This is a genomic window from Pseudomonas sp. MH9.3 (genome assembly GCF_034354675.1).
In the GTDB taxonomy this organism is placed as follows: Bacteria; Pseudomonadota; Gammaproteobacteria; order Pseudomonadales; family Pseudomonadaceae; genus Aquipseudomonas.
On the sequence record NZ_CP133785.1, the window covers coordinates 4,641,946 to 4,665,223 of the forward strand.

Sequence of the window (23,278 nt, forward strand, 5' to 3'; positions counted from 1 at the left end):
CTCCTCGTTAGTTGATGGGATGTTGGCGCAGGAAATCTGCGGCAACGGCGGACGGGCTCTCATGGTCCACGTCGACCCGCGCATTGAGCTGGCGCATGGTTGTATCGTCGAACAGATCGGCCAGTGGCTTGAGCTCGGCGGCCAGTTGCGGATGCTGGTCGAGGTATTCCTGACGGATCACCGGCGCGGCCGTGTAGTCCGGGAAGTAGTGCAGGTCGTCTTCCAGCAGCTTCAATTTGAACGCGTTGAGGCGACCGTCGGTGGTGTAGACCAGCCCTGCAAACACCTGGCCGTTGCGCAGTGCGGTGTATACCAGGCCTGCGTCCATCTGCCGGGTATTCTCGCGGGTCAGGTTCATGTCGTAGAGCTTGACCATGCCGGCGAGGCCGTCGGAGCGGTTGGCGAACTCGGTGTCCAGCGCCACCAGGCGGTGTTCCCGGGTATCTGCCGCCATGGCCTTGGTGAGGTCGCTGATAGTGTTGATTTCGGGATGTTCCCTGGCCACCTTGTCCGGCAGCGCCAGGGCGTAGGTGTTGCTGAAGCGCGACGGCGACAGCCAGGTCAGGCCTTTTTTCGCGTCGAGCTCTTTCACCCGGGCGTAGGACTGTGCGCTGTCGAGTTTCTCGTCGATGTGGTTGTAGGCCACCAGCGACACGCCGGTGTATTCCCAGAGCAGGTCCAGTTGCCCGCTTTCCTGGGCACTGCGCGCCAGGTTGCTGCCCAGGCCGCCAGTGACGCGGGTGTCATAGCCTTTGGTGCGCAGGTATTGGGAGGTGATTTCGGCGAGCAGGGTCTGTTCGGTGAACACCCGGGCGCCGATGCGAATGACCGGTTTTTCGGCGGCTTGCGCGATGCCTGCACACAGCAGGACGCAGCTCAATATCAACGTTAGTTTTTTCATGTGAATTCCTTTACCCAGCCTTAAGACGGACGCAGCCCGCGTTCCAGCCAGAGGCGGCTGGCCATGGTCACCAGACCGTCAAGCAGCAACGCCAGCAGCGCGGTGCACGCGGCGCCGAGCAGCAGTTGCGGCTGGTTGTTCAGGGCAATGCCGGGGAAGATCAGGCTGCCCAGGCTGTTGGCGCCGATCAGGAATGCCAGCGGTGCGGTGCCGACGTTGATCGCCAGGGCTACGCGCACGCCGCCGATGATGATCGGCACGGCATTGGGCAATTCCACGCGAAACAGCACCTGGCGCGGGGTCATGCCGATGCCGGTGGCGGCTTCTTTCAGCGAGCCCTGCACATTCTTCAGGCCTTCGTAGGTGTTTCGCACGATGGGCAGCAGGGAGGCGAGAAACAGCGCGAAAATGGCCGGGCCGCTGCCGATGCCGAGGACGCCGAGGGCGATGGCCAGTACGGCCAGGGGAGGGACGGTGTTACCGATATTGAAGATCTGCATGAAGCGCTCGGCGCGCCCGACCATGTTCGGTCGGCTCAGCAGGATGCCGGCAGGGATGCCCACAATCAGGGCGGCCAGCATGGAGACTAAAACCAGAATCAGATGAGCTTGCAGGTAAAACAACAAATCGTCGCGGTACAGTTCGATCGTGTTGATGCCGATCCAGTGGACCAGCAGGGCCAGGAGCGCGACGACAACCGCACCTCCTATCAGCCCTTTGCCATAGCGAATAGCCACAGGCGGACTCCTTTTTTCTTTTGTCGGCGAACACATTCTCCGGCGGCAATGCCATTGCTGGCTGTCGGCGAAAGCGTTCGCGAAAAGCAGCTCGTCGATACCGGCAACGCGGTATGTATCGAGCCATGAGCGCAGCCCCGTCAGGCTAACTTGCTGATTTTTCAGCCCTGTTACGAGTGCGATAACAGGGGAGTGGACGTCTCCACCTTTTAAAAGGTTCCACACTTGGCAGCATTTAGCCACCCCTGATCGGGTGAACGGTGGTCCGACCCGTGGGGTTTGCGCTATACTCGCGCCCCTTTTTTGACTCACCTGCCAGGCGATTTCCCATGACCCACCAGGCCGCCGAAGTCGCGAAACGCCGCACTTTCGCTATTATTTCCCACCCCGATGCCGGTAAGACCACCATCACCGAGAAGCTGTTGCTGATGGGCAAGGCAATCGCAGTGGCCGGCACGGTGAAATCGCGTAAATCCGACCGCCATGCCACCTCCGACTGGATGGAAATGGAAAAACAACGGGGTATCTCCATTACCACGTCGGTCATGCAGTTCCCGTATCGCGACCACATGGTCAACCTGCTTGACACCCCGGGCCACGAAGACTTCTCCGAAGACACCTACCGCACCCTCACGGCGGTGGACTCGGCGTTGATGGTGCTCGACGGCGGTAAGGGCGTCGAGCCACGCACCATCGCGCTGATGGACGTGTGCCGCCTGCGCGACACGCCGATCGTCAGCTTCATCAACAAACTCGACCGCGACATCCGCGACCCGATCGAATTGTTGGATGAAATCGAAGCCGTCCTGAAGATCAAGGCCGCGCCGATCACCTGGCCGATTGGTTGCTACCGCGACTTCAAGGGTGTGTACCACCTGGCCGACGACTACATCATTGTCTACACCGCCGGCCACGGTCATGAACGCACCGATGTGAAAATCATCGAGAAGCTCGATTCCGATGAAGCCCGAGCCCACCTGGGTGACGAGTACGACCGCTTTGTCGACCAGTTGGAACTGGTGCAGGGCGCCTGCCACGCGTTCAACCAGCAGGAATTCCTCGACGGCCAACTGACCCCGGTGTTTTTCGGGACGGCCTTGGGCAACTTCGGTGTCGACCATGTGCTTGATGCCGTGGTGGATTGGGCGCCGAAACCGCTGGCCCGTGTCGCCAACGAGCGCACCGTGGAGCCGGTCGAAGAGAAATTCAGCGGTTTCGTGTTCAAGATCCAGGCGAACATGGACCCCAAGCACCGCGACCGTATTGCCTTCATGCGCATCTGCTCGGGTCGCTACGAAAAAGGCATGAAGATGCGCCACGTGCGCACCGGCAAGGACGTGCGCATCGGCGACGCCCTGACGTTCTTCTCCTCCGAGCGTGAACAACTCGAAGAGGCCTACGCCGGCGACATCATCGGCCTGCACAACCACGGCACCATCCAGATCGGCGACACCTTCACCGAAGGCGAAGCGCTGGGCTTCACCGGCATCCCGCACTTCGCCCCGGAACTGTTCCGTCGCGTACGCCTGCGTGACCCGCTCAAGTCCAAGCAATTGCGCCAGGGTTTGCAGCAGCTGGCGGAAGAGGGGGCTACCCAGGTGTTCTTCCCCGAGCGCAGCAACGACATCATCCTCGGCGCTGTGGGTGTGCTGCAGTTCGACGTGGTCGCCAGCCGTTTGAAAGAGGAATACAAGGTTGAGTGCTCGTATGAGCCGATCACCGTGTATTCGGCGCGCTGGATCGATTGCGCCGATAAGAAGAAGTTGGAAGAGTTCTCCAACAAGGCCGTGGAAAACCTGGCGATTGACGGCGGTGGGCACTTGACCTACCTGGCGCCGACGCGGGTGAACCTGGCGCTGATGGAAGAGCGCTGGCCGGATGTGAAATTCCGCGCGACGCGTGAGCATCACTAAGGTCTGAGCGGTAGATCCAAGGGCGAAGCTGTGATGGCTTCGCCCTTTTTTTAGGGTGGGGTTTACCTATACGTTGCTGCGGTAACGGCTGCAATTGTCTGCCGAAAGTTGTACAAAATGTGGGAGGGGGCTTGCTCCCGATGGCAGTGGGTCAGTCAACTTATGTGTAGCTGACCCACTGCCATCGGGAGCAAGCCCCTCCCACATTTGGATCTCCATTTGTCTGATAGGTATCACACCGTTTTTGATCTGCTTGGCTCTGGCTCTGGCTCTGGCTCTGGCTCTGGCTCTGGCTCTGGCTTTTGATCTTGATCTTAGGCGCCCCGTTAACCACGCTGGCCGAACGCAGGCTTGAATCCGTGGGTAACCCGGCAGGACGCCGGGTTAGCCGCACTGGGCCAGGGATGGCCCATTGCGGCGGCCCACGGATTCAAGCCTGCGTGCGGGCACACCGAGCGTGAGCGAGGTGCCGAGTGGTGGGGCAAGAGCGTTTTGCTTACTTTTGCGCTTTTCAAAAGTGAGCCGCCGTAAGGGCGGAACCCATATCCGCTATCACCCGAAAACGGATATGCCCCCGATCCAACCCCACCCTGCCCAGCCATTGGCGCTAACCCCACATAGGGTCTAGCGTCTACCTATCGACTGAAAAGGAGCCCCCCGTGCGAAACCTTCAATACGCAATCCATCTGGCATTGGCCGCGGCCCTGGGACTGACGGCTCTCCCCGCGTCGGCGGACAGAGGAACCCCACAATGGAAGGACACCGGCCCAGTCACCAAGAGAAAGCAGAACGAAGTCAATTCCGGCAGTTGGCAACCCCAAGCCCAACCCCAGCCTCAGGTAGATCCGGAGCAGCCGCTTAACGAAGGGGAAGACAGCGAAACCTACGACGACGGCGACACCTGAGTCGCCAAAAGAAAACCCCTCCCGCCAGGCTGATGCGCAACCTGACGGGAAGGGCTGTAGAACGCTATGTAGGGGAGCTGACCTATCCGGGAGTGTCAGTCGCGGCGCTGTCGACTGACCCACCGCCTTCGCGGGCAAGCCCCCTCCCACACGTTACCTAAGCAACGAATTGCTCCGCGTAATGGCAAGCCACCTGCCGATTATCCAGCGGCCGCAGCAGCGGCTCCTCGGTGCTGCACCGTGCGGTCGCGTAAGGGCAGCGCTTGTGGAACGCGCAGCCGGACGGCGGGTTCAGCGGGTTGGGCAGTTCGCCGACGATCTTGATCTTCGGCTTGTTCGGGTCCGGATGAATCGTCGGGGTGGCCGACAGCAGCGCCTGGGTGTACGGGTGCAGCGGACGCGCGTAGATGTCTTCCTTGGGGCCCACCTCAACCGGGCGGCCGAGGTACATCACCATGACGTCGTCGGCAACGTGCTGTACCACCGCCAGGTTGTGGGAAATGAACACATAGGCTGTGTTGAATTCCTGCTGCAGATCCATGAACAGGTTGAGCACCTGGGCCTGGATCGACACGTCGAGCGCGGAGGTCGGTTCATCCGCCACCAGCACTTTCGGTTGCAGCATCATCGCGCGAGCCAGGGCGATGCGCTGGCGCTGGCCGCCGGAGAACATGTGCGGGTAGCGCTGGTAATGCTCAGGGCGCAGGCCCACTTGCTTCATCATCGCCTGCACTTTCTCGCGGCGTTCGGCGGCGGACAGGTTGGTGTTGATCAACAGCGGTTCGCCGAGCTGGTCACCGACTTTCTGGCGCGGGTTCAACGAGGCGTACGGGCTCTGGAACACCATCTGCACGTCTTTGCGCAGTTGCTTGCGCTGGGCCTTGTCGGCGCCGGCGACTTCCTGGCCGGCGATTTTCAGCGAGCCCGAAGACGGCTCTTCGATCAGCGTCAGGGCACGGGCCAGGGTGGACTTGCCGCAACCCGACTCGCCTACCACGGCGAGGGTCTTGCCGGCTTCCAGTTCGAACGACACACCATTGAGCGCGCGTACCAGTGCATGGCCCTTGAACAGGCCACGGGACACTTCGTAGTGACGGGTCAGGTCGCGGGCGGTAAGAACGACGGCCATTACGCCACCTCCTGGTTCAAGGGGTAGAAGCAGCGCGCCAGGCTGTTGGTTTTAGGGTCGAGCGTCGGGCGCTGGGTGCGGCAGTTTTCCTGCACGTACGGGCAGCGCGGCGACAGCAGGCAGCCCTGCGGACGGTCGTAGCGGCCCGGCACGATGCCCGGCAGCGTGGCCAGGCGCGTGGCGCCCAGGCTGTGCTCGGGGATCGCCTTGAGCAGCGCTTCGCTGTAGGGGTGCGCCGGGATGTCGAACAGTTGCGGCACCTGGCCGACTTCCACGGCCTGGCCGGCATACATCACGCAGACGCGCTGGGCGGTTTCGGCCACCACCGCGAGGTCGTGGGTGATCAGCACCAGGCCCATGTTCTGTTCTTTCTGCAGGGCCAGCAGCAGTTCCATGATCTGCGCCTGGATGGTCACGTCCAGCGCGGTGGTCGGCTCATCCGCGATCAGCAGCTTGGGCTCGCCGGCAATTGCCATGGCGATTGCCACACGCTGGCTCATCCCGCCGGACAGTTGGTGCGGGTAGGCGTCCATACGGCTGGCGGCGCCCGGGATCTCGACTTTTTCCAGCAGCTCGATGGCACGTTTGCGCGCTTGCTTGCCGGACATTTTCAGGTGCAGGCGCAGCACTTCTTCAATCTGGAAACCCACGGTGTAGCTGGGGTTCAGCGCAGTCATCGGGTCCTGGAACACCATCGCCAGGTCTTTGCCGACGATCTGGCGGCGCTGGCGGTTGCTCAGCTTGAGCATGTCCTTGCCGTCGAAGGTCAGCGCATCGGCGGTGACAATGCCTGGATGCTCGATCAGGCCCATCAGCGCCATCATGGTCACGGATTTACCCGAGCCCGACTCGCCAACGATGGCCAGCACTTCGCCTTTGTCGACCGAAATGTCGAGGCCGTCGACCACCGGCACGGCGGTCGAGTCGCCGAAGCGCACATTGAGATTCTTGATTTCTAACAGTGACATGGGAATCTCCTCAGGCGGCGTTCTTGAGTTTCGGGTCCAGCGCATCGCGCAGGCCGTCGCCCATCAAGTTGATTGCCAGCACGCTGAGCAAAATGGTCAGACCCGGCAGGCTCACGACCCACCAGGCGCGTTCGATGTAGTCACGGGCCGAGGCCAGCATGGTGCCCCACTCAGGCGTTGGCGGTTGTACGCCAAGGCCGAGGAAGCCCAGGGCGGCTGCGTCGAGGATCGCCGAGGAGAAGCTCAGCGTGGCCTGCACGATCAGCGGTGCCATGCAGTTGGGCAGCACGGTGATGAACATCAGGCGTGGCAGGCCGGCACCGGCCAGGCGCGCGGCGGTCACGTAGTCGCGGTTCAGTTCGCCCATCACCGCAGCACGGGTCAGACGCACGTAGGACGGCAGCGAGACGATGGCGATGGCGATCACGGTGTTGATCAGGCCAGGGCCGAGGATCGCGACGATGGCAACGGCCAGCAGCAGTGAAGGCAAGGCCAGCATGATGTCCATCAAACGCATGATGGTGGGGCCAAGCAAACGCGGGAAGAACCCGGCGAACAGGCCCAGCAGGATGCCCGGAATCAGCGACATCACCACCGACGACAAGCCGATCAGCAGCGACAGGCGCGAGCCCTGGATCAGGCGCGAGAGCAGATCGCGGCCCAGTTCGTCGGTGCCGAGCAGGAACTGGATCTGCCCACCTTCGAGCCACGACGGCGGGGTCAGCAGGAAGTCACGGTATTGCTCGCTGGGGTTATGCGGTGCAACCCACGGGGCGAAGATCGCGCAGAACACGATCAGCAACATGAACGCCAGGCCGGCAACTGCGCCTTTGTTCTTGGAGAAGGCTTGCCAGAATTCTTTGTACGGGGACGGGTACAGCAGGCTTTGATCGACTGCTGACACTGGAGTAGGTGTGGTCATGGTCATGATCTCAGCGCTGGTGACGGATGCGTGGGTTGGCGAAGCCGTAGAGGATATCCACCACGAAGTTCACCAGGATCACCAGGCAGGCGATCAGCAGGATGCCGTTTTGCACCACCGGGTAGTCCCGCGCGCCAATGGCTTCGATCAGCCATTTGCCGATGCCGGGCCAGGAGAAGATGGTTTCGGTCAGGACTGCACCGGCCAGCAGGGTGCCGACTTGCAGGCCGACCACGGTGAGCACCGGGATCAGCGCGTTGCGCAGGCCGTGGACGAATACCACGCGCGCCGGCGACAGGCCCTTGGCCTTGGCGGTACGGATGTAGTCCTCACGCAGCACTTCGAGCATGGACGAACGGGTCATCCGCGCGATCACCGCCAGTGGGATGGTGCCGAGCACGATGGCCGGCAGGATCAGGTGGTGCAGCGCGTCCCAGAACGCGTCCGGCTCGTCAGCCAGCAGCGTGTCGATCAGCATGAAGCCGGTGCGCGGCTCGATGTCGTAGAGCAGGTCGATACGCCCGGACACCGGGGTCCAGCCCAGGCTCACCGAGAAGAACATGATCAGGATCAGGCCCCACCAGAAGATTGGCATCGAATATCCCGCCAGGGAGATGCCCATCACCCCGTGGTCGAACAGGGATCCTCGCTTGAGTGCCGCGATCACCCCGGCCAGAAGGCCCAGGATGCCGGCGAACAACAGGGCGGCCATGGACAGTTCCAGGGTCGCGGGAAAGAGGGCGGTGAACTCGGTCCACACGCTGGTGCGCGTGCGCAGCGATTCGCCAAGGTCGCCCTGGGCGAGCTTGCCGACGTAGTCCAGGTATTGCGCATACAGGGGCTTGTTAAGGCCAAGGCGTTCCATTGCCTGTGCGTGCATCTCGGGGTCGACGCGGCGTTCGCCCATCATGACTTCTACGGGGTCGCCGGGGATCATGCGAATCAACGCAAACGTCAGCAACGTGATGCCGAAGAACGTGGGGATCAATAACCCCAGTCGGCGGGCAATAAAACTAAACATCTTGTCGTTTACCTCAATCAGCCGGTTAGGCAGGTTCGGCACCGTCAATGTCGACGGTGCCGAGCGTTTCTCTTATTTACTTCACCTGGGTGGTGGCGAAGTTATTTGTGGTCAGAGGGCTTTGGATATAACCCTCGACGTTTTTACGCATGGCGGTGAACATTTTCGGGTAGGCCATGGGAATCCACGGTTGATCCTTGTCGAAAACGTCCATGGCTTGTTCATAGAGTGCGGCGCGCTGAGCGGGTTCAGCGATGGCGCGCGCCTTGTCGATCAAGTCTTGAAACTCTTTGTTACACCAACGGGCGTAGTTTTCGCCGTTTTTCGCTGCATCGCAACTCAAGTTAGGCGTGAGGAAGTTATCCGGGTCACCGTTGTCACCGGCCCAGCCGGCGGAAACCATGTCGTGCTCGCCGTTTTTAGCACGCTTGAGCATTTCGCCCCATTCCATAACTTTGATATTCACCTTCAGGCCAATCTGCGCCAGATCCGCCTGCATGCGCTGTGCGCCGAGCATCGGGTTCGGGTTGGTCGGGCCGCCGCCGTTACGGGTGAACAGGGTGAACTCAGTGCCTTCCGGCACGCCGGCTTCCTTGAGCAGGGCACGGGCCTTGTCGAGGTCACGCGGCGGGTTTTTCAGCTTGTCGCTGAAGCCCAGCAGGGTCGGCGGGTACGGGCCGGTGGCGTCAACGGCGTTGCCTTTGCCATACAGCGATTCGTTGTAGCCCTTTTTGTCGAACGCGATATTGATCGCGTGACGCACCCGCGCGTCGCTCATGTATTTGTGGGTGGTGTTCAGGGCGGTGTAGGCGGTGGTCATCGCCGCGAGTTCAGCGACCTTCAGGTTCGGATCGTTCTTGATGCTGGGCAGGTCATCGGGCTTGGGATACAGCGCGATCTGGCATTCGTTGGCCTTGAGCTTTTGCAGGCGCACGTTGTTGTCGACCGCAATGGCCAGGATCAACGGGTCGGCTGGAGGCTTTCCACGGAAATACTCCGGGTTGGCCTTGAAGCGCACCTGGGCGTCTTTCTGGTAGCGGGTGAAGATGAACGGCCCGGTGCCGATCGGTTTGCTGTTGAGCTCTTCGGTCTTGCCGGCAGCGAGCAGCTTGTCGGCGTATTCGGCGGAGTGGATGGCGGTGAACGGCATCGCAACATCGGCCAGGAACGGTGCTTCAGGGCGCGTTAGCGTGAAGACCACGGTGTGGTCGTCGGTCTTCTCCACGCTCTTGAGCAGATCCTTGAAGCCCATGCTTTCAAAGTACGGGTAGCCCACGTTGGACTTGTTGTGCCATGGGTGTTTCGGGTCCAGCTGGCGCTGGAAGCTCCAAAGCACATCATCGGCATTCATGTTGCGCGTGGGTTTGAAGTAGTCGGTGGTGTGGAACTTGACGTCGTCGCGCAGATGGAACGTGTAGGTCAGGCCGTCCTCACTGATTTCCCAGGAGCTGGCGAGCGCGGGCACGATCTCGGTAGTGCCGGGCTTGAAGTCCACCAGACGGTTGAACATGGTTTCGGCCGCCGCGTCGGCGGTGACGGCGGTGGTGTACAGCACCGGGTCAAAACCTTCCGGGCTGGCTTCGGTGCAGACCACCAGCGGTTTGGCCGAAACGCCGATCGCAACGCTCAACAGCGCAGCAGCAATGGCGGCTTGTAGCGGGAGCATTTTCATTCAGAGCCCTCTGCAATCGATGGGACCAGACAAACGTAGACGGCGGGCTCCTGGGAGCCCGCCGTCTACCTGGTGCTAATTAAAGGATGTTGAACGGGATGGTGGTGACCAGGCGGAATTCACGCAGGTTACCGTCAGACTGATTTTCGCTGGCGCGGTGCGTCACGTAGGTGGCGCGAACGGTGGTGGCTTTCAGAGGGCCGCTCTGGATGGCGTACGAGCTGCCAACGCCGTATTCCTGATGCTTCTCGCCGTCCTGGGACTGGATGCCGTTGTAGGCGAAGCCTTTCACGCCACCGTCGCCGGTGTAGTGAGTGCCGTCGATGCCCCAGCCGCGCGCCGAGTAGATGTTGAACTTCAGGCCTGGCACGCCGTATTCGGCCATGTTGATGCCGTAGGCGATCTGGAACGATTTCTCGTTCGGACCGTTGAAGTCGGACGTCAGGGAGTTGGCCAGGTAGATGCCGTTGGTTTCGTGCAGGTAGTCGAAGTACTCGTTACCGTTCACTTGCTGGTACGAGAAGGTCAGGCTGTGAGCCTGGTGGGTCAGGCCGAGCGACAGCGAGTACGTGTCGTTGTCGATCTTGCCCATCAACTTTTTGCCTTCGTCGACGGTCTTGTAGTAGTTCAGGCCGGTGGTCAGGCTCAGTTGCTGGCTGTCACCCAGTTCATGGGTAGCGCCGAAGTAGTACTGGTTCCAGAAATCCTTGACCTGAGCGCCGAATACGCTGGTTTTCAGGCTCTTGAACGGCTGGTAGTTCACGCCTGCGGTGTAGACGTGGTCAGCTTCCTGGCCATTGCCGTATTCGGAACGGAATTTCGACAGGCTTTGCTCGGTACGTGGCGACACGCGGTCGAAGTAAGCGCCCTGGAACGACAGGTTGCTGAACTCTTCGCTGTTGAGGGCGAAGCCTTCAAAGCTCGACGGCAGTGCACGGTTACCGATGGTGTCAACGATGCCGCTGCTGAAGTTCTGACGGCCGGCGGTCAAGGTGGTGTTCGAGACACGGAATTTGACGTTGGCCAGACCCAGTTTGCTCCACTGGTCGACTGCGTCGCCATCGGAGTCGGCCAGGGTACGGTTGGAGCCACCCTTGATGTCACGCTTGCTGCGGTCCAGCACGATTGCGTTGTAGGCCGCCACTTCAGTGGCCACGCCCACGGTGCCCTGAGTAAAGCCCGAGCTCAGGTTGAGAATGGTGCCTTGTACCCAGTTGGTACGGTAGGCGTCGGTGCGTGCCTGGCCGTGCTTCTGGTAGGTGAACTTGCCGCCACGAAACCGTTGTTCGTTGGAGAACCAGTTACGGGTGGTACCGCCCAGGCTTGCGCCGTCGACAAAACCTTTGGCCTCGCTTTGGGCGCTGGTGCCGGCCAGTGTGGTAGGCACGAAGTCCTGGCTCTGCGTGTCAGCGAAAGCAGTTGCCGTGATGCTGCTGATGGCCAGGGCCAGAAGCGCTTTGTTGCTCAGTTTCATGGGTGGAGCTCCTTTGGTTCTCTTTTTAATGCCGGTCTTTTTTGGTGATCCGGCTATTGGGTGTGTAACTCGTTCAAGCTGTTGCAAACGTTTGCTGTAGGAAATTTCCCTACAAAAGGCCGTACGTTTGCGCGAGAGCCCGATTCGCTCTCTGCAATCCGGTTATTTTCTTATGGGGTAATGCTGACGCCCGAGAACACGTTGCGGCCGAAGGGGCTCACTTTGAAGCCTTCGACTTTGGCGCTTAACGGCTGGTTGACCGTCGAGTGGGCGACTGGCGTGATCGGCACCTGCTGCTTGAGCAGTTGCTGCGCCTGTTTGTACAGAACAGTCCGTTGTTCGCGGTCGGTCACGACCTTGGCTTGCTTGATCAGCTTGTCGTACGCCGGGTCGCACCACATGGAGTAGTTGTTCCCGCCGATGGCGTCGCAGCTGTAGAGCGTGCCCAGCCAGTTGTCCGGGTCACCATTGTCACCGGTCCAGCCGATCAGGCTCACATCGTGCTCACCGTTCTTGGTGCGCTTGATGTATTCCCCCCACTCGTAGCTGACGATCTTCACTTTCAGGCCGATCTTGGCCCAATCGTTCTGCAGCATTTCGGCCATCAGCTTGGCGTTGGGGTTGTACGGACGTTGCACCGGCATCGCCCACAGGGTGATCTCGGTGCCTTCCTTCACGCCGGCGGCCTTGAGCAGTTCCCTGGCTTTTTCCGGGTTGTAGGCGGCGTCCTTGATGCTGTCGTCGTAGGACCACTGCGTCGGCGGCATGGCGTTCACCGCCAGTTGCCCCGCGCCCTGGTACACGGCGTTAAGGATGCTCTGCTTGTTCACCGCCATGTCCAGCGCCTGACGCACTTCGAGCTGGTCGAACGGCTTGTGGCGCACGTTGTAGGCGATGTAGCCCAGGTTGAAGCCGGGCTTGGTCAGCAACTGCAGGTTCGGATCGGCCTTGAGCGCGTCGACGTCGGCCGGGCGCGGGTGCAGGGTGACCTGGCATTCGCCGGCCTTGAGCTTCTGCACACGCACCGACGCATCGGTGTTGATGGCGAAGATCAACTGGTCGAGCTTGACCCGGCTCGGGTCCCAATACTGCTTGTTGGCCACATAACGGATCTGCGAATCCTTCTGGTAGCGCTGGAACACAAACGGCCCGGTGCCGATCGGCTTCTGGTTGATGTCGCTGGGCTTGCCGTCCTTCTGCAACTGCTCGGCGTATTCGGCCGAGAGGATGGCGGCAAAGCTCATGGCAATGTTCTGCACGAACGCGGCGTCCACCGTGTTCAGGGTCATCACCACGGTGTAGGGGCCGGTTTTCTCGACCTTGGCGATGTTCTTGTTCAGGCTCATCCCGTTGAAGTATGGAAACTCGGTGGGGTAGGCCTTGCGAAACGGGTGGTCGGGGTCAAGCATGCGGTTGAAGGTGAACAGCACGTCGTCGGCATTGAAGTCCCGCGTCGGCTTGAATTCCTTGTTGCTGTGGAATTTCACCCCTTCACGCAGGTGAAAGGTGTAGGTCAGGCCGTCTTCGGAAATATCCCACTTGGTCGCCAGGCCCGGCACAACATTGGTCTCACCTTTTTCAAACTCGACCAGACGGTTGTACAGCGGCTCGGCCGCATCGTTGTCGGTGGCGGTGGTGTATTGCGCAGTGTCGAAGCCTGCCGGGCTGCCCTCGGAGCAGAACACCAGGCTCTTCTTGTCGGCGGCCTGGCCCAGCGTGGCCACAGCCAGCAGGCTGGTGCCGAAAATCGCGGATAGAACGGTGGTATGGCGCATGACGATCCCAATCCTTGTTTGTAGTTATCGATCAGCAAGCAATCAACCGGGCGTCCTGCCAGGAAGACATTACTGATCCCACACACAGCAAGTGCCTTTCCGAACGTGGCATGTCTGCTGTCGTACGACGTTAGGGGTCGCGGACTTTGCAGTAAATGCGCAAATACGGATGGACCGTGTAGGCAGCGGAAGCACATATCGCAGTCCATTGCTGTAGGACGCAATGGATGCATATGTAGTCTTTTGCCTACGATCCGGGCAGAAACAATAACGGCGACGTTATGAAACGTCGCCGCCAGTGATGTTTACTTGCCGCTTACGCTGACGCCGTAGAAGGAGTTCAAGCCAAACGGGCTGATCTTGAAGTCCTGCACGGTGTTGCGCATGGGTTGATACACCGTCGAGTGCGCGATGGGTGTCATCGGTACTGCATCTTTGAGGATATGTTGCGCCTGCTTGTACAGCTCGGTGCGTTTGGCGACATCCGATGTAGCCTTGGCTTCTTTTACGATGCCGTCGAATTTCTTGTCGCACCATTTGGAGAAGTTGTTGCCGGCCAGGGAGTCGCAGCCGAACAGCACGTTCAGCCAGTTGTCCGGGTCACCATTGTCGCCGCTCCAGCCAATGATCATGGCCTGGTTCTCGCCGCCTTTGGAGCGCTTGATGTACTCGCCCCACTCGTAGCTGACGATGTTGACCTTCAGGCCGATCTGTTTCCAGTCGTTCTGCAGCATCTCGGCCATCAGCTTGGCGTTGGGGTTATACGGACGCTGTACCGGCATGGCCCACAGGGTGATCTCGGTGCCTTCCTTGACGCCGGCTTCCTTGAGCAGTTCCTTGGCCTTGGCAGGATCGTACTTGGCATCCTTGATGGTGGTGTCGTAGGACCACTGGGTCGGCGGCATGGCGTTGACGGCCAGTTGGCCGGCGCCCTGGTACACGGAGTCGATGATCTGCTGCTTGTTCACCGACATGTCCAGTGCTTCACGTACGCGCAGGTCGGACAGCGGGTTGGCTGCGGTCTGGCCCTTGAGTACCGGCATGACGTTGTAGGCGATGTAGCCCAGGTTGAAACCGGCCTGGTGCGGCAGTTTCAGGTCCTTGTCTTCGCCCAGCGCCTTGAGGTCGGCCGGACGCGGGAACAGGGTGATCTGGCATTCGTTTTTCTTGAGCTTCTGGATACGCACCGACGGGTCGGTGGTAATGGCGAAGATCAGGTTGTCGATCTTCACGTCTTCAGGTTTCCAGTAGTCCTTGTTGCCGGTGTAGCGAATGTTCGAGTCTTTCTGGTAGCTCTTGAACACGAACGGGCCGGTGCCGATCGGCTTCTGGTTGATGTCGGCAGGTTTGCCTTCCTTCAACAGTTGGGCGGCGTATTCGGCGGACTGGATCGAGGCGAAGCTCATGGCCAGGTTCTGGATGAACGCCGCGTCCACGGTGCCAAGGGTGAACTTGACGGTGTGGTCATCGACTTTCTCGATGTTCTTGATGTTGGTGTCCATCCCCATGTCCGTGAAGTACGGGAACTCGGTGGGGTAGGCCTTACGGAATGGATCGTCTTTGTTGATCATCCGGTTGAAGGTGAACAGTACGTCGTCGGCCGAGAATTCACGAGTCGGCTTGAAGTACGGGGTGGTGTGGAACTTGACGCCTTCGCGCAGGTGGAAGGTGTACGTCAGGCCATCCGGGGACACGTCCCAGCTGGTGGCCAAGCCAGGAACCACGGCGGTGCCGCCACGTTCGAACTGGCTCAGACGGTTGAACATGGTTTCGGCCGAAGCATCGAAGTCTGTTCCGGTGGTGTACTGGCCTGGATCGAAACCGGCCGGGCTCCCTTCGGAGCAGAACACCAGGTTAGTTGCCGCAAGGGCTGCAGGGGCGGCGGCCATTAGGCCCGCGCTCACTAATAACGGAAGGACTGCGTGTTTGAGCATGTTGGCCTCATGATTTGTTGTCATTTTTGGTGGTGAGGGCGACCTCGTGAGTCGGCCTGCGGATACTTATGCAGGCGCCATACCCATTGCAAGATGCTGAACCGCTGCAGGGCTCAAAGTGTGGTACGAGCGTACAGGAATGTCGCATTTATGAAAGTTTTGACATAAATGCATATATTTAGAGCGTTTTTTCGGTGCATCGGGCGCACCAGAAACGCCCAGTCGAGGCGCCTGGCGCACCCGGTTGGGGCGGTTGTGTTACTTCTCCAGACTCACGCCGTAGAACGGTGTCAGCCCAAACGGACTGATCTTGAAGTCCTGCACTTCCTTACGCAGCGGCTGGAAAACCGTCGAGTTTGCAATAGGCGTTATAGGCACCTGTTCCTTAAGGATTTTTTGTGCCTGTTGATACCACTTGATGCGCTGCTCGCGGTCATTGCTGACCTTGGCCTGCTGCACCAGCTTGTCGTAGGCCGGGTTACACCACTTGGCGTAGTTGCTGCCCTTGACCGCGGCACAACTGTAGAGCACGCCCAGCCAGTTATCCGGGTCACCGTTGTCGCCGGTCCAGCCGTAGATCATGGCGTCGTGTTCGCCGTTTTTAGCGCGTTTGATGTATTCGCCCCACTCATAGCTGACGATATTGGCCTTGATGCCGACCTTGGCCCAGTCCTGCTGGATCATCTGCGCCGACATGCGCGCGTTGGGGTTGGACGCACGCTGAACGGTCATCGCCCACAGGTTGATCGTGGTGCCGGGGGCAATACCTGCTTCTTTCAGTAGCGCCTTGGCCCTGGTCGGGTCATACGGGGCGTCCTTGATCGTCGGGTCATAAGACCACTGCGCCGGCGGCAGGGCGTTCTGCGCCAATTGTCCGGCGCCCTGATACACGGCTTTGATGATCGCCGGCTTGTCGATGGCCATGTCCAGCGCCTGGCGCACCTTGAGCTGATCCAGCGGCGGGTGGGTCACGTTGTAGGCGAGAAAACCCAGGTTGAACCCGGCCTGCTGCTGCACGCGCAGGTTGGGGTCCTGCTTGATCACTTCAATGTCCTGCGGGCGAGGGTAGCCGCTCACCTGGCATTCACCGGCCTTGAGCTTTTGCAGGCGTGAGGCCGCATCCGGGGTGATCGCGAACACCAGGTTGTCGAGTTTCACATCCTCGGGCTTCCAATACTGTTTATTGGCCACGTAGCGAATCTGCGAGTCCTTCTGGTAACGCTTGAACACAAACGGCCCGGTGCCGACGGGTTTCTGGTTGATGTCTTCGGCCTTGCCTTGCTTGAGCAACTGCGCGGCGTATTCGGCGGACTGGATCGAGACGAAGCTCATGGCCAGGTTCTGCACGAATGAGGCATCGACGTTGTTCAGGTTGAAACGCACGGTATGCGCGTCGATTTTCTCGACGTTCCTGATCGTGGTGTTCAGGCCCATGTCGGTGAAGTACGGCGATTCGGACGGGTAGGCCTTGCGAAACGGGCTGTCGGCGTCGAGCAGACGATTGAAGGTGAACAGCACGTCATCGGCATTGAAGTCGCGAGTCGGCGTGAAGAAATCAGTGGTGTGGAACTTCACGCCATCGCGCAGATGGAAGGTGTACGCCAGACCGTCTTTGGAGATATCCCAGCGGGTTGAAAGGCCGGGTTCGACTTCGGTGCCGCCGCGCTTGAACTGGGTCAGGCGGTTGAACACGGTTTCGGCCGAGGCGTCGAAGTCGGTGCCGCTGGTGTACTGGCTGGGGTCGAAACCGGCGGGGCTGGCTTCGGAGCAGTAGACCAGCGTTGTCGCCGCCTGGGCCATTGGCAGGAAGGCCAGCAGGCCTGCGGCGAGCAGCAGTGGTTTGATGGCAATTCTTTCCATGGAGACCCCTTAAATGGCAGGCATATAAAAGCTGCCCAAACGAAAACGGCGGTTACCGAGGTTACCGCCGTTTAGGTGTGCCAGGTAGGGGTTACTGCATCTGCACTTCGATCACGCCATCGGCGCTCATATTGACCTGACTGGTGCCAGCCTCTACCTCTGGCGTCGGCGCTGAATCAGCCATGGCCGCCTTCATCATCATCGCGCCATTGCGTGCGTAGGGCATCGGGTAGCCATTGGTGTTGAAGTTGAGGTTGACGATCTTGTAGCCCTTGCCACCCAAGGCATCGGTCGCCAATTGCGCACGGGCCTTGAACGCGGCCACTGCGTCCTTGAGCAACGCATCTTCGCTGGTCTTGCGCGTGGTGTCGGCGATAGCGAAGTCCATGTTCTGCATTTTCAGGGTGTTCAGCAGCTCGCCGGTGAGCTTGGACAGCGCCGGGAAGTCCGCGCTTTCCAGGCGCAGTTCGGCGCGTTCACGCCAGCCGGTGATCTTCTGGTTTTTGTTGTCGTAGATCGGGTAGCTGTTGCGGCTGCCCTGGCGCAGGGTCACGGCCTTGACTTCACGGGCCTGGCCGAGCGCGGTGTTCATGGTGTTGGTGATGTCGGCGGCGAGCTTGGCCGGGTCGCTGTTCTGCGATTCGGTGTAGAGGGTGACGATCATCTTGTCGCGGGCGACTTCCTGGCTGACTTCGGCGCGCAGGGAAATCTGGTTGTAATGCAGTTCGTCGGCGGCCAGCGCCGGCAGGCTGGCCAGGGTGCTGGCGCCGAGGGTGAGCAGGGCTGCGCTGCGAGTGAAACGAGACATGGAAGCTCCTTGGGGACAGTGGTGTTGGTATGACTGTAGACGTTGGTGTGGGGTTCTTCGGGTTTACACATTACCTACAATGCGGCGCATGCCGACGAACGGCGGTCTGTGCGGCCTGCGTCAAAGAGCCACACGCGCCCTGTCTGCGCTGCTGCTTCGTTTATACTCCTGGCGATCCGCCTGCAGCGCTCATCGGGAGAGCCCATGCTCGCCGCCGTAAAACTGACTTCCGCCACCCGCCAGAACCTCTGGCGCCTGACGTTTATCCGCACCCTGGTACTGGCCGCACAGGCCGGCTCCGTGGGGCTCGCCTATTGGTTCGATCTGCTGCCGCTGCCCTGGCTGCCGCTGGGTGTGACGCTGGGGTTCTCTACGGTGTTGTGCGTGTTTACCGTGATCCGGTTGCGTACCACCTGGCCGGTCACCGAGTTGGAGTATGCGCTGCAGTTGGCCTGCGACCTGTTTATCCACAGTGTGTTGCTTTATTTCTCCGGCGGTTCCACCAACCCGTTCGTTTCCTATTACCTGGTGCCGCTGACCATCGCCGCCGTGACCTTGCCATGGCGCTATTCGGTGGTGCTGTCGGGGATTGCGCTGACCCTCTACACCCTGCTGCTGGCCCAGTTCTATCCGTTGCAAACCTTCCCCATCGCGCGGGAAAACCTGCAGATCTACGGGATGTGGTTGAGCTTTGCGCTGTCGGCGGCGGTCATCACCTTTTTTGCCGCACGCATGGCTGAAGAACTGCGCCGCCAGGAAGAACTGCGTGCCATTCGCCGCGAAGAGGGCCTGCGCGACCAGCAACTGCTGGCCGTCGCCACCCAGGCCGCCGGCGCTGCCCATGAGCTGGGTACGCCGTTGGCGACCATGAGCGTATTGCTCAAGGAAATGACCCAGGATCATCATGACCCGGCCTTGCAGGACGACCTCGGCGTGCTGCAGGAGCAGGTCAAGCAGTGCAAGCTGACCTTGCAGCAACTGGTGCGCGCCGCCGAAGCCAATCGCCGCCTGGCGGTGCAGATGCAGGACGTCACCCAATGGCTCGACGAAGCCCTGAACCGCTGGCACCTGATGCGCCCCGAAGCCAGTTACCGCTTCACCCTGCTGGGCCAGGGCAACGTGCCGCGCATGGCGCCGCCGCCTGACCTCACCCAGGCGTTGCTCAACCTGTTGAACAACGCCGCCGACGCCTGCCCCGAAGGCCTGGGCGTGCAGTTGGACTGGGACGCGGAACACGTCACCATCAGCATCCGTGACCACGGCGCCGGCGTGCCGCTGGCCATTGCCGAGCAGATCGGCAAACCCTTCTTTACCACCAAGGGCAAAGGCTTCGGCCTGGGCCTGTTTTTGAGCAAGGCCAGCGTGACCCGCGCGGGCGGCTCAGTGAAACTCTACAGTCATGAGGAAGGTGGCACGCTCACCGAGCTGCGCCTGCCCCGTGTCGCACGAGGAGATAGCGATGAGTGACGAGATTCAAGTCGAAGGCGAAGAACTGCCGCACCTGTTGCTGGTAGACGACGACGCCACCTTTACCCGCGTGATGGCGCGCGCCATGAGCCGTCGCGGCTTTCGCGTGAGCACCGCAGGTTCCGCCGAAGAAGGCTTGAGCATCGCCCAGGCCGATCTGCCGGACTACGCCGCACTCGACCTTAAAATGGACGGCGACTCGGGTCTGGTGCTGTTGCCCAAGCTGCTGGAACTCGACCCGGAAATGCGCGTAGTGATCCTCACCGGGTACTCCAGCATCGCCACCGCCGTCGAGGCCATCAAGCGCGGCGCCTGCAACTACCTGTGCAAGCCGGCCGACGCCGACGACGTGCTGGCCGCGCTGCTCTCCGAGCACGCCGACCTCGACACCCTGGTGCCGGAAAACCCGATGTCGGTGGACCGCCTGCAGTGGGAGCATATCCAGCGTGTACTGACCGAGCACGAAGGCAATATCTCGGCCACCGCCCGCGCCCTCGGCATGCATCGCCGTACCTTGCAACGCAAGTTGCAAAAGCGTCCGGTGCGCCGCTGAACCTAAGCTGAACGACCCGTCTCAGGCCGCACGGAGCCTTGAACCGATCCCTTATGATCGGTTCAAACGCCTGCCATTTTTCCTACAGAGCCTGAACGATGAACCAGAACGCAGAGTATTCCGCGGTCAATGACGCCGTGCATGGGCAATTCTTCCGTCGAACCTGGGCGATGATCACGCCGTATTGGCGCAGTGAGGAGAAGGGCAGGGCGTGGTTGTTGCTGGCGGCAGTGATCGCGCTGTCACTGTTCAGCGTGGCGATCTCCGTGTGGATCAACCACTGGTACAAGGATTTCTACAACGCACTGGAGAAGAAGGACACCGCCGCGTTCTGGCAACTGATCGGCTATTTTTGCGGGATCGCGACGGTGGCCATTCTCGGTGCGGTCTACCGCTTGTACCTGACGCAGATGCTGACCATCCGCTGGCGCGCCTGGCTGACCGAAAAACACTTCGCGCGCTGGCTGGCGCACAAGAATTATTACCAACTGGAGCAGGGCGGTTACACCGACAACCCCGACCAGCGGATTTCCGAAGACCTCAACAGCTTCACGTCCAACACCTTGAGCCTGGGTCTGGGACTGCTGCGCAACGTCGTCAGCCTGGTGTCGTTTTCCGTGATCCTGTGGGGCGTGTCGGGCAGCATTGAAGTGTTCGGTTTCACCATCCCCGGGTACATGTTCTGGTGTGCGCTGGTCTACGCCGGGGTCGGCAGCTGGTTGACCCACCTGATCGGGCGTCGCTTGATCGGCTTGAGCAACCAGCAGCAACGCTTCGAAGCCGACTTGCGTTTCTCCATGGTGCGGGTGCGCGAGAATGCCGAGAGCATCGCCCTGTACAACGGCGAGCCCAACGAGAACCAGCGCCTGAAGACGCGCTTCGGCAGGGTATGGCACAACTACTGGGACATCATGAAAGTGTCCAAGCGCCTGACCTTTTTTACCGCCGGTTATGAGCAGATCGCTATCGTGTTCGCGTTTATCGTGGCGGCCCCGCGTTACTTCGCCGGCAAGATCGAGCTGGGCGAGCTGATGCAGATCAACTCGGCGTTCGGCAACGTGCAGGGCAACTTCAGCTGGTTTATCAGTGCCTACACCGACCTCGCCGCCTGGCGCGCCACCAGCGACCGTTTGTTGAGCTTCCAGCAAGCCATGACCGAAAACGAGCAGCGTCCGGCCGCTATTGAGGTGAATGCCGAAGGCGAACGTCTGATGGTGCAGGGCCTGGGCATGAACCTGGCCGATGGCCGTCACTTGCTCACCGACGCGAATATGATTGTCGAGCCGGGCCAGCGCCTGATGCTCAGCGGTCGCTCCGGCAGCGGCAAGAGCACCCTGCTGCGTGCCATGGGCCGCTTGTGGCCGGCGGGTCACGGCAGTATTCGCCTGCCAGCGGCACGTTATCTGTTCCTGCCGCAAAAGCCTTACCTGCCGATCGGCACGTTGAAGGCGGTGTTGAGTTATCCACAGGACGACAGCGCCTACACGGCCGAACGTTATGCACAGGTGCTGGAAACCTGCCGCCTGCCGCAGCTGGTTGCGCGCCTGGACGAGGCCAACCATTGGCAGCGCATGCTTTCGCCCGGCGAGCAGCAGCGTCTGGCTTTTGCCCGCGCCTTGTTGTTCGCGCCGCAGTGGCTGTACATGGACGAGGCGACATCGGCCATGGATGAGGAGGATGAGGCCAGCCTGTATCAAGCCTTGATCGATGAGCTGCCGGGGCTGAGCATCGTCAGCGTCGGCCATCGCAGCAGCCTCAAGCGCTTCCATGGGCGGCATGTGCGGATCGAGGGTGGCTGGTTGCAGGAGCAACCCGTTTCCTGAACCTTGGCTGCGGTCAGGGTGGGAGGGGGCTTGCTCCCGATAGCGGGGTGTCAGTTACAGCTGAGCTGACTGATGCATTGCTATCGGGAGCGAGCCCCCTCCCACATTTGATTTTTGTTGTGTTGGAGAAGCGAGTCTCAAACAAAAAGCCCGGCTGATCATCGATCAGCCGGGCTTTTTGTCGTGCCTGAAAAGACTTACTTCTTCAAGCCGTAATGCTCATCCAGCATGCCGGGGGCGTTCGGCGTTTTTGGCGCGTAGTCCCGTGGTGGCTCCTGGTTTTCCCGGGGTGGGGTCAGGCGTTCCCGTGGCGCTTGCGGTGCATCGGAATGCAGCGCGGCCAGCAGACGCTGGCGGGTGATGTCATCCAGGGCCAGGCGGTTGGCGCCATCGGCCAGATGATCCTGTACATCCTGGTAGCTCTGGGTGAGTTTCTTGACCAGGGTCGCGGTGCTGTTGAAGTGGGTAACAACCTCGTTCTGATAACTGTCAAAACGTTCCTGAATGTCATCCAGCTGACGCTGCGTGCGGTTAGGCGCGGCATTCGGCAGCAGGCGAGCAACCAGAAATCCAATGGCGACACCGGCAACCAGGGCAAGAGTCGGCAACAACCAAACTAAGAGCGAGTGTTCCACGAGTCCTTCCTCTATAAACGGCTTTGCTTTACGTTAACGGCTCGGACCTGCGCTGTATACCGCGATTAAGCTCGCAATGATGCCATGCACAGACTTTTAGCTAGACGAGTCGACCCTTTGAGAGGTCACGGAGTTCATCTCTTGCTCATGCGTGAAACCCCCGTTTTGATCGATGGCCCGGTGGGCCAATTGGAAGCCCTGTACCTGGATCACCCCGAGCCACGCGGCCTGGCGCTGATCTGCCATCCCAACCCGGTGCAGGGCGGGACCATGCTCAATAAAGTCGTTTCGACCCTGCAGCGCACCGCACGCGATGCTGGTTTGATTACGCTGCGTTTTAATTACCGTGGCGTCGGCGCCAGTGCTGGCACCCATGACATGGCCTCCGGTGAAGTCGACGATGCCGAAGCGGCTGCCACCTGGCTGCGGGAAAAACACCCTGACCTGCCGATCACCCTGCTCGGCTTTTCGTTCGGCGGTTATGTGGCCGCCAGCCTCGGCGGGCGCCTGGAAGCCAGGGGCGAACAACTCGCGCATTTGTTCATGGTCGCCGCTGCGGTGATGCGCCTGCGCGATAACGATGTGCTGCCGCTGGGTTGCCCGCTGACCGTGATCCAGCCGGAAACCGACGAAGTGGTCGACCCGCAACTCGTCTACGATTGGTCCGCCGCCTTGAATCGCCCCCATGAGCTGCTGAAAGTGGCAGAATGCGGGCACTTTTTTCATGGCAAGCTCACCGATCTGAAGGATCTGGTGCTGCCGCGCCTCTCGAATTGACAGC

Annotated in this window: 19 protein-coding genes; 6 read left to right on the plus strand and 13 right to left on the minus strand. The window is 60.6% G+C overall.

Annotated features, from left to right (window positions below; all coding sequences use genetic code 11):
* Positions 1-7 precede the first annotated feature (7 nt).
* Both RHM60_RS20575 and RHM60_RS20580 read right to left on the minus strand, forming a co-directional pair.
* The gene (locus RHM60_RS20575; protein WP_209988528.1) at positions 8-901 is read right to left on the minus strand and encodes a glycine betaine ABC transporter substrate-binding protein; all 894 of its coding nucleotides are present in this window, start codon (positions 899-901) and stop codon (positions 8-10) included.
* 20 nt (positions 902-921) lie between these two features.
* The gene (locus RHM60_RS20580; RefSeq protein ID WP_004372306.1) at positions 922-1,638 is read right to left on the minus strand and encodes an ABC transporter permease; all 717 of its coding nucleotides are present in this window, start codon (positions 1,636-1,638) and stop codon (positions 922-924) included.
* A gap of 329 nt (positions 1,639-1,967) precedes the next feature.
* Here RHM60_RS20580 and RHM60_RS20585 point away from each other — a divergent pair, with 329 nt between their 5' ends.
* Both RHM60_RS20585 and RHM60_RS20590 read left to right on the plus strand, forming a co-directional pair.
* Entirely contained in the window at positions 1,968-3,551 is a 1,584-nt protein-coding gene (locus tag RHM60_RS20585) for a peptide chain release factor 3 (RefSeq protein WP_209988531.1), read from the plus strand.
* Positions 3,552-4,210: 659 nt separating this feature from the next.
* Positions 4,211-4,456: a hypothetical protein gene (locus RHM60_RS20590; RefSeq protein ID WP_209988534.1), complete on the plus strand. Its 246-nt coding sequence runs from the start codon at positions 4,211-4,213 to the stop codon at positions 4,454-4,456.
* A 157-nt stretch (positions 4,457-4,613) separates the two neighbouring features.
* Here RHM60_RS20590 and RHM60_RS20595 read toward each other — a convergent pair whose 3' ends face one another.
* From RHM60_RS20595 to RHM60_RS20640, 10 genes are all read right to left on the minus strand, one after another.
* The gene (locus tag RHM60_RS20595) at positions 4,614-5,585 is read right to left on the minus strand and encodes a peptide ABC transporter ATP-binding protein (RefSeq protein ID WP_322212641.1); all 972 of its coding nucleotides are present in this window, start codon (positions 5,583-5,585) and stop codon (positions 4,614-4,616) included.
* Positions 5,585-6,553 carry an ABC transporter ATP-binding protein gene (locus RHM60_RS20600; protein WP_209988536.1) on the minus strand — a complete coding sequence of 323 codons (969 nt, stop codon included), beginning with the start codon at positions 6,551-6,553 and terminating at the stop codon, positions 5,585-5,587. Before RHM60_RS20600 ends, RHM60_RS20595 begins: the two co-directional genes overlap by 1 nt.
* Positions 6,554-6,563: 10 nt before the next feature.
* A complete protein-coding gene (locus RHM60_RS20605; protein WP_209988538.1) occupies positions 6,564-7,475 on the minus strand; it encodes an ABC transporter permease subunit in 912 nt (303 codons plus the stop codon).
* Between the two features lie 10 nt (positions 7,476-7,485).
* The gene (locus tag RHM60_RS20610) at positions 7,486-8,496 is read right to left on the minus strand and encodes an ABC transporter permease subunit (RefSeq protein WP_003171721.1); all 1,011 of its coding nucleotides are present in this window, start codon (positions 8,494-8,496) and stop codon (positions 7,486-7,488) included.
* Positions 8,497-8,572: 76 nt separating this feature from the next.
* Positions 8,573-10,168 (minus strand): ABC transporter substrate-binding protein, encoded by a 1,596-nt coding sequence (locus RHM60_RS20615; RefSeq protein ID WP_322212643.1) that lies wholly within the window; start codon positions 10,166-10,168, stop codon positions 8,573-8,575.
* A 79-nt stretch (positions 10,169-10,247) separates the two neighbouring features.
* Positions 10,248-11,642, minus strand: a complete 1,395-nt coding sequence (locus RHM60_RS20620) for an OprD family porin (protein WP_322212644.1) — start codon at positions 11,640-11,642, stop codon at positions 10,248-10,250.
* Between the two features lie 170 nt (positions 11,643-11,812).
* Complete coding sequence (locus RHM60_RS20625; protein ID WP_209988547.1) at positions 11,813-13,417, minus strand: ABC transporter substrate-binding protein; 1,605 nt, start codon at positions 13,415-13,417, stop codon at positions 11,813-11,815.
* Positions 13,418-13,722: 305 nt separating this feature from the next.
* Entirely contained in the window at positions 13,723-15,351 is a 1,629-nt protein-coding gene (locus tag RHM60_RS20630; RefSeq protein WP_209988550.1) for an ABC transporter substrate-binding protein, read from the minus strand.
* 258 nt (positions 15,352-15,609) lie between these two features.
* Positions 15,610-17,211, minus strand: coding sequence for an ABC transporter substrate-binding protein (locus RHM60_RS20635; protein ID WP_322212645.1), 1,602 nt, complete (start codon positions 17,209-17,211; stop codon positions 15,610-15,612).
* Positions 17,212-17,302: 91 nt separating this feature from the next.
* A complete protein-coding gene (locus RHM60_RS20640; RefSeq protein ID WP_322212647.1) occupies positions 17,303-18,019 on the minus strand; it encodes an SIMPL domain-containing protein in 717 nt (238 codons plus the stop codon).
* Between the two features lie 204 nt (positions 18,020-18,223).
* Between RHM60_RS20640 and RHM60_RS20645 the strand changes: the two genes are divergently transcribed.
* The 3 genes from RHM60_RS20645 to RHM60_RS20655 all read left to right on the plus strand — a co-directional run bounded on the left by RHM60_RS20645 (position 18,224) and on the right by RHM60_RS20655 (position 21,862).
* Positions 18,224-19,486, plus strand: coding sequence for an ATP-binding protein (locus tag RHM60_RS20645; protein WP_322212648.1), 1,263 nt, complete (start codon positions 18,224-18,226; stop codon positions 19,484-19,486).
* Complete coding sequence (locus tag RHM60_RS20650) at positions 19,479-20,039, plus strand: response regulator transcription factor (RefSeq protein WP_004372278.1); 561 nt, start codon at positions 19,479-19,481, stop codon at positions 20,037-20,039. Before RHM60_RS20645 ends, RHM60_RS20650 begins: the two co-directional genes overlap by 8 nt.
* 98 nt (positions 20,040-20,137) lie before the next feature.
* Positions 20,138-21,862 carry an ABC transporter ATP-binding protein/permease gene (locus RHM60_RS20655; RefSeq protein ID WP_209988563.1) on the plus strand — a complete coding sequence of 575 codons (1,725 nt, stop codon included), beginning with the start codon at positions 20,138-20,140 and terminating at the stop codon, positions 21,860-21,862.
* Positions 21,863-22,059: 197 nt separating this feature from the next.
* On the opposite strand, the gene RHM60_RS20660 is transcribed toward RHM60_RS20655, so the two are convergent.
* Positions 22,060-22,497 (minus strand): YhcB family protein, encoded by a 438-nt coding sequence (locus RHM60_RS20660; protein ID WP_004372274.1) that lies wholly within the window; start codon positions 22,495-22,497, stop codon positions 22,060-22,062.
* A 147-nt stretch (positions 22,498-22,644) separates the two neighbouring features.
* Between RHM60_RS20660 and RHM60_RS20665 the strand changes: the two genes are divergently transcribed.
* Positions 22,645-23,274 (plus strand): alpha/beta hydrolase, encoded by a 630-nt coding sequence (locus tag RHM60_RS20665; protein WP_231422512.1) that lies wholly within the window; start codon positions 22,645-22,647, stop codon positions 23,272-23,274.
* The last annotated feature ends 4 nt before the right edge of the window (positions 23,275-23,278 follow it).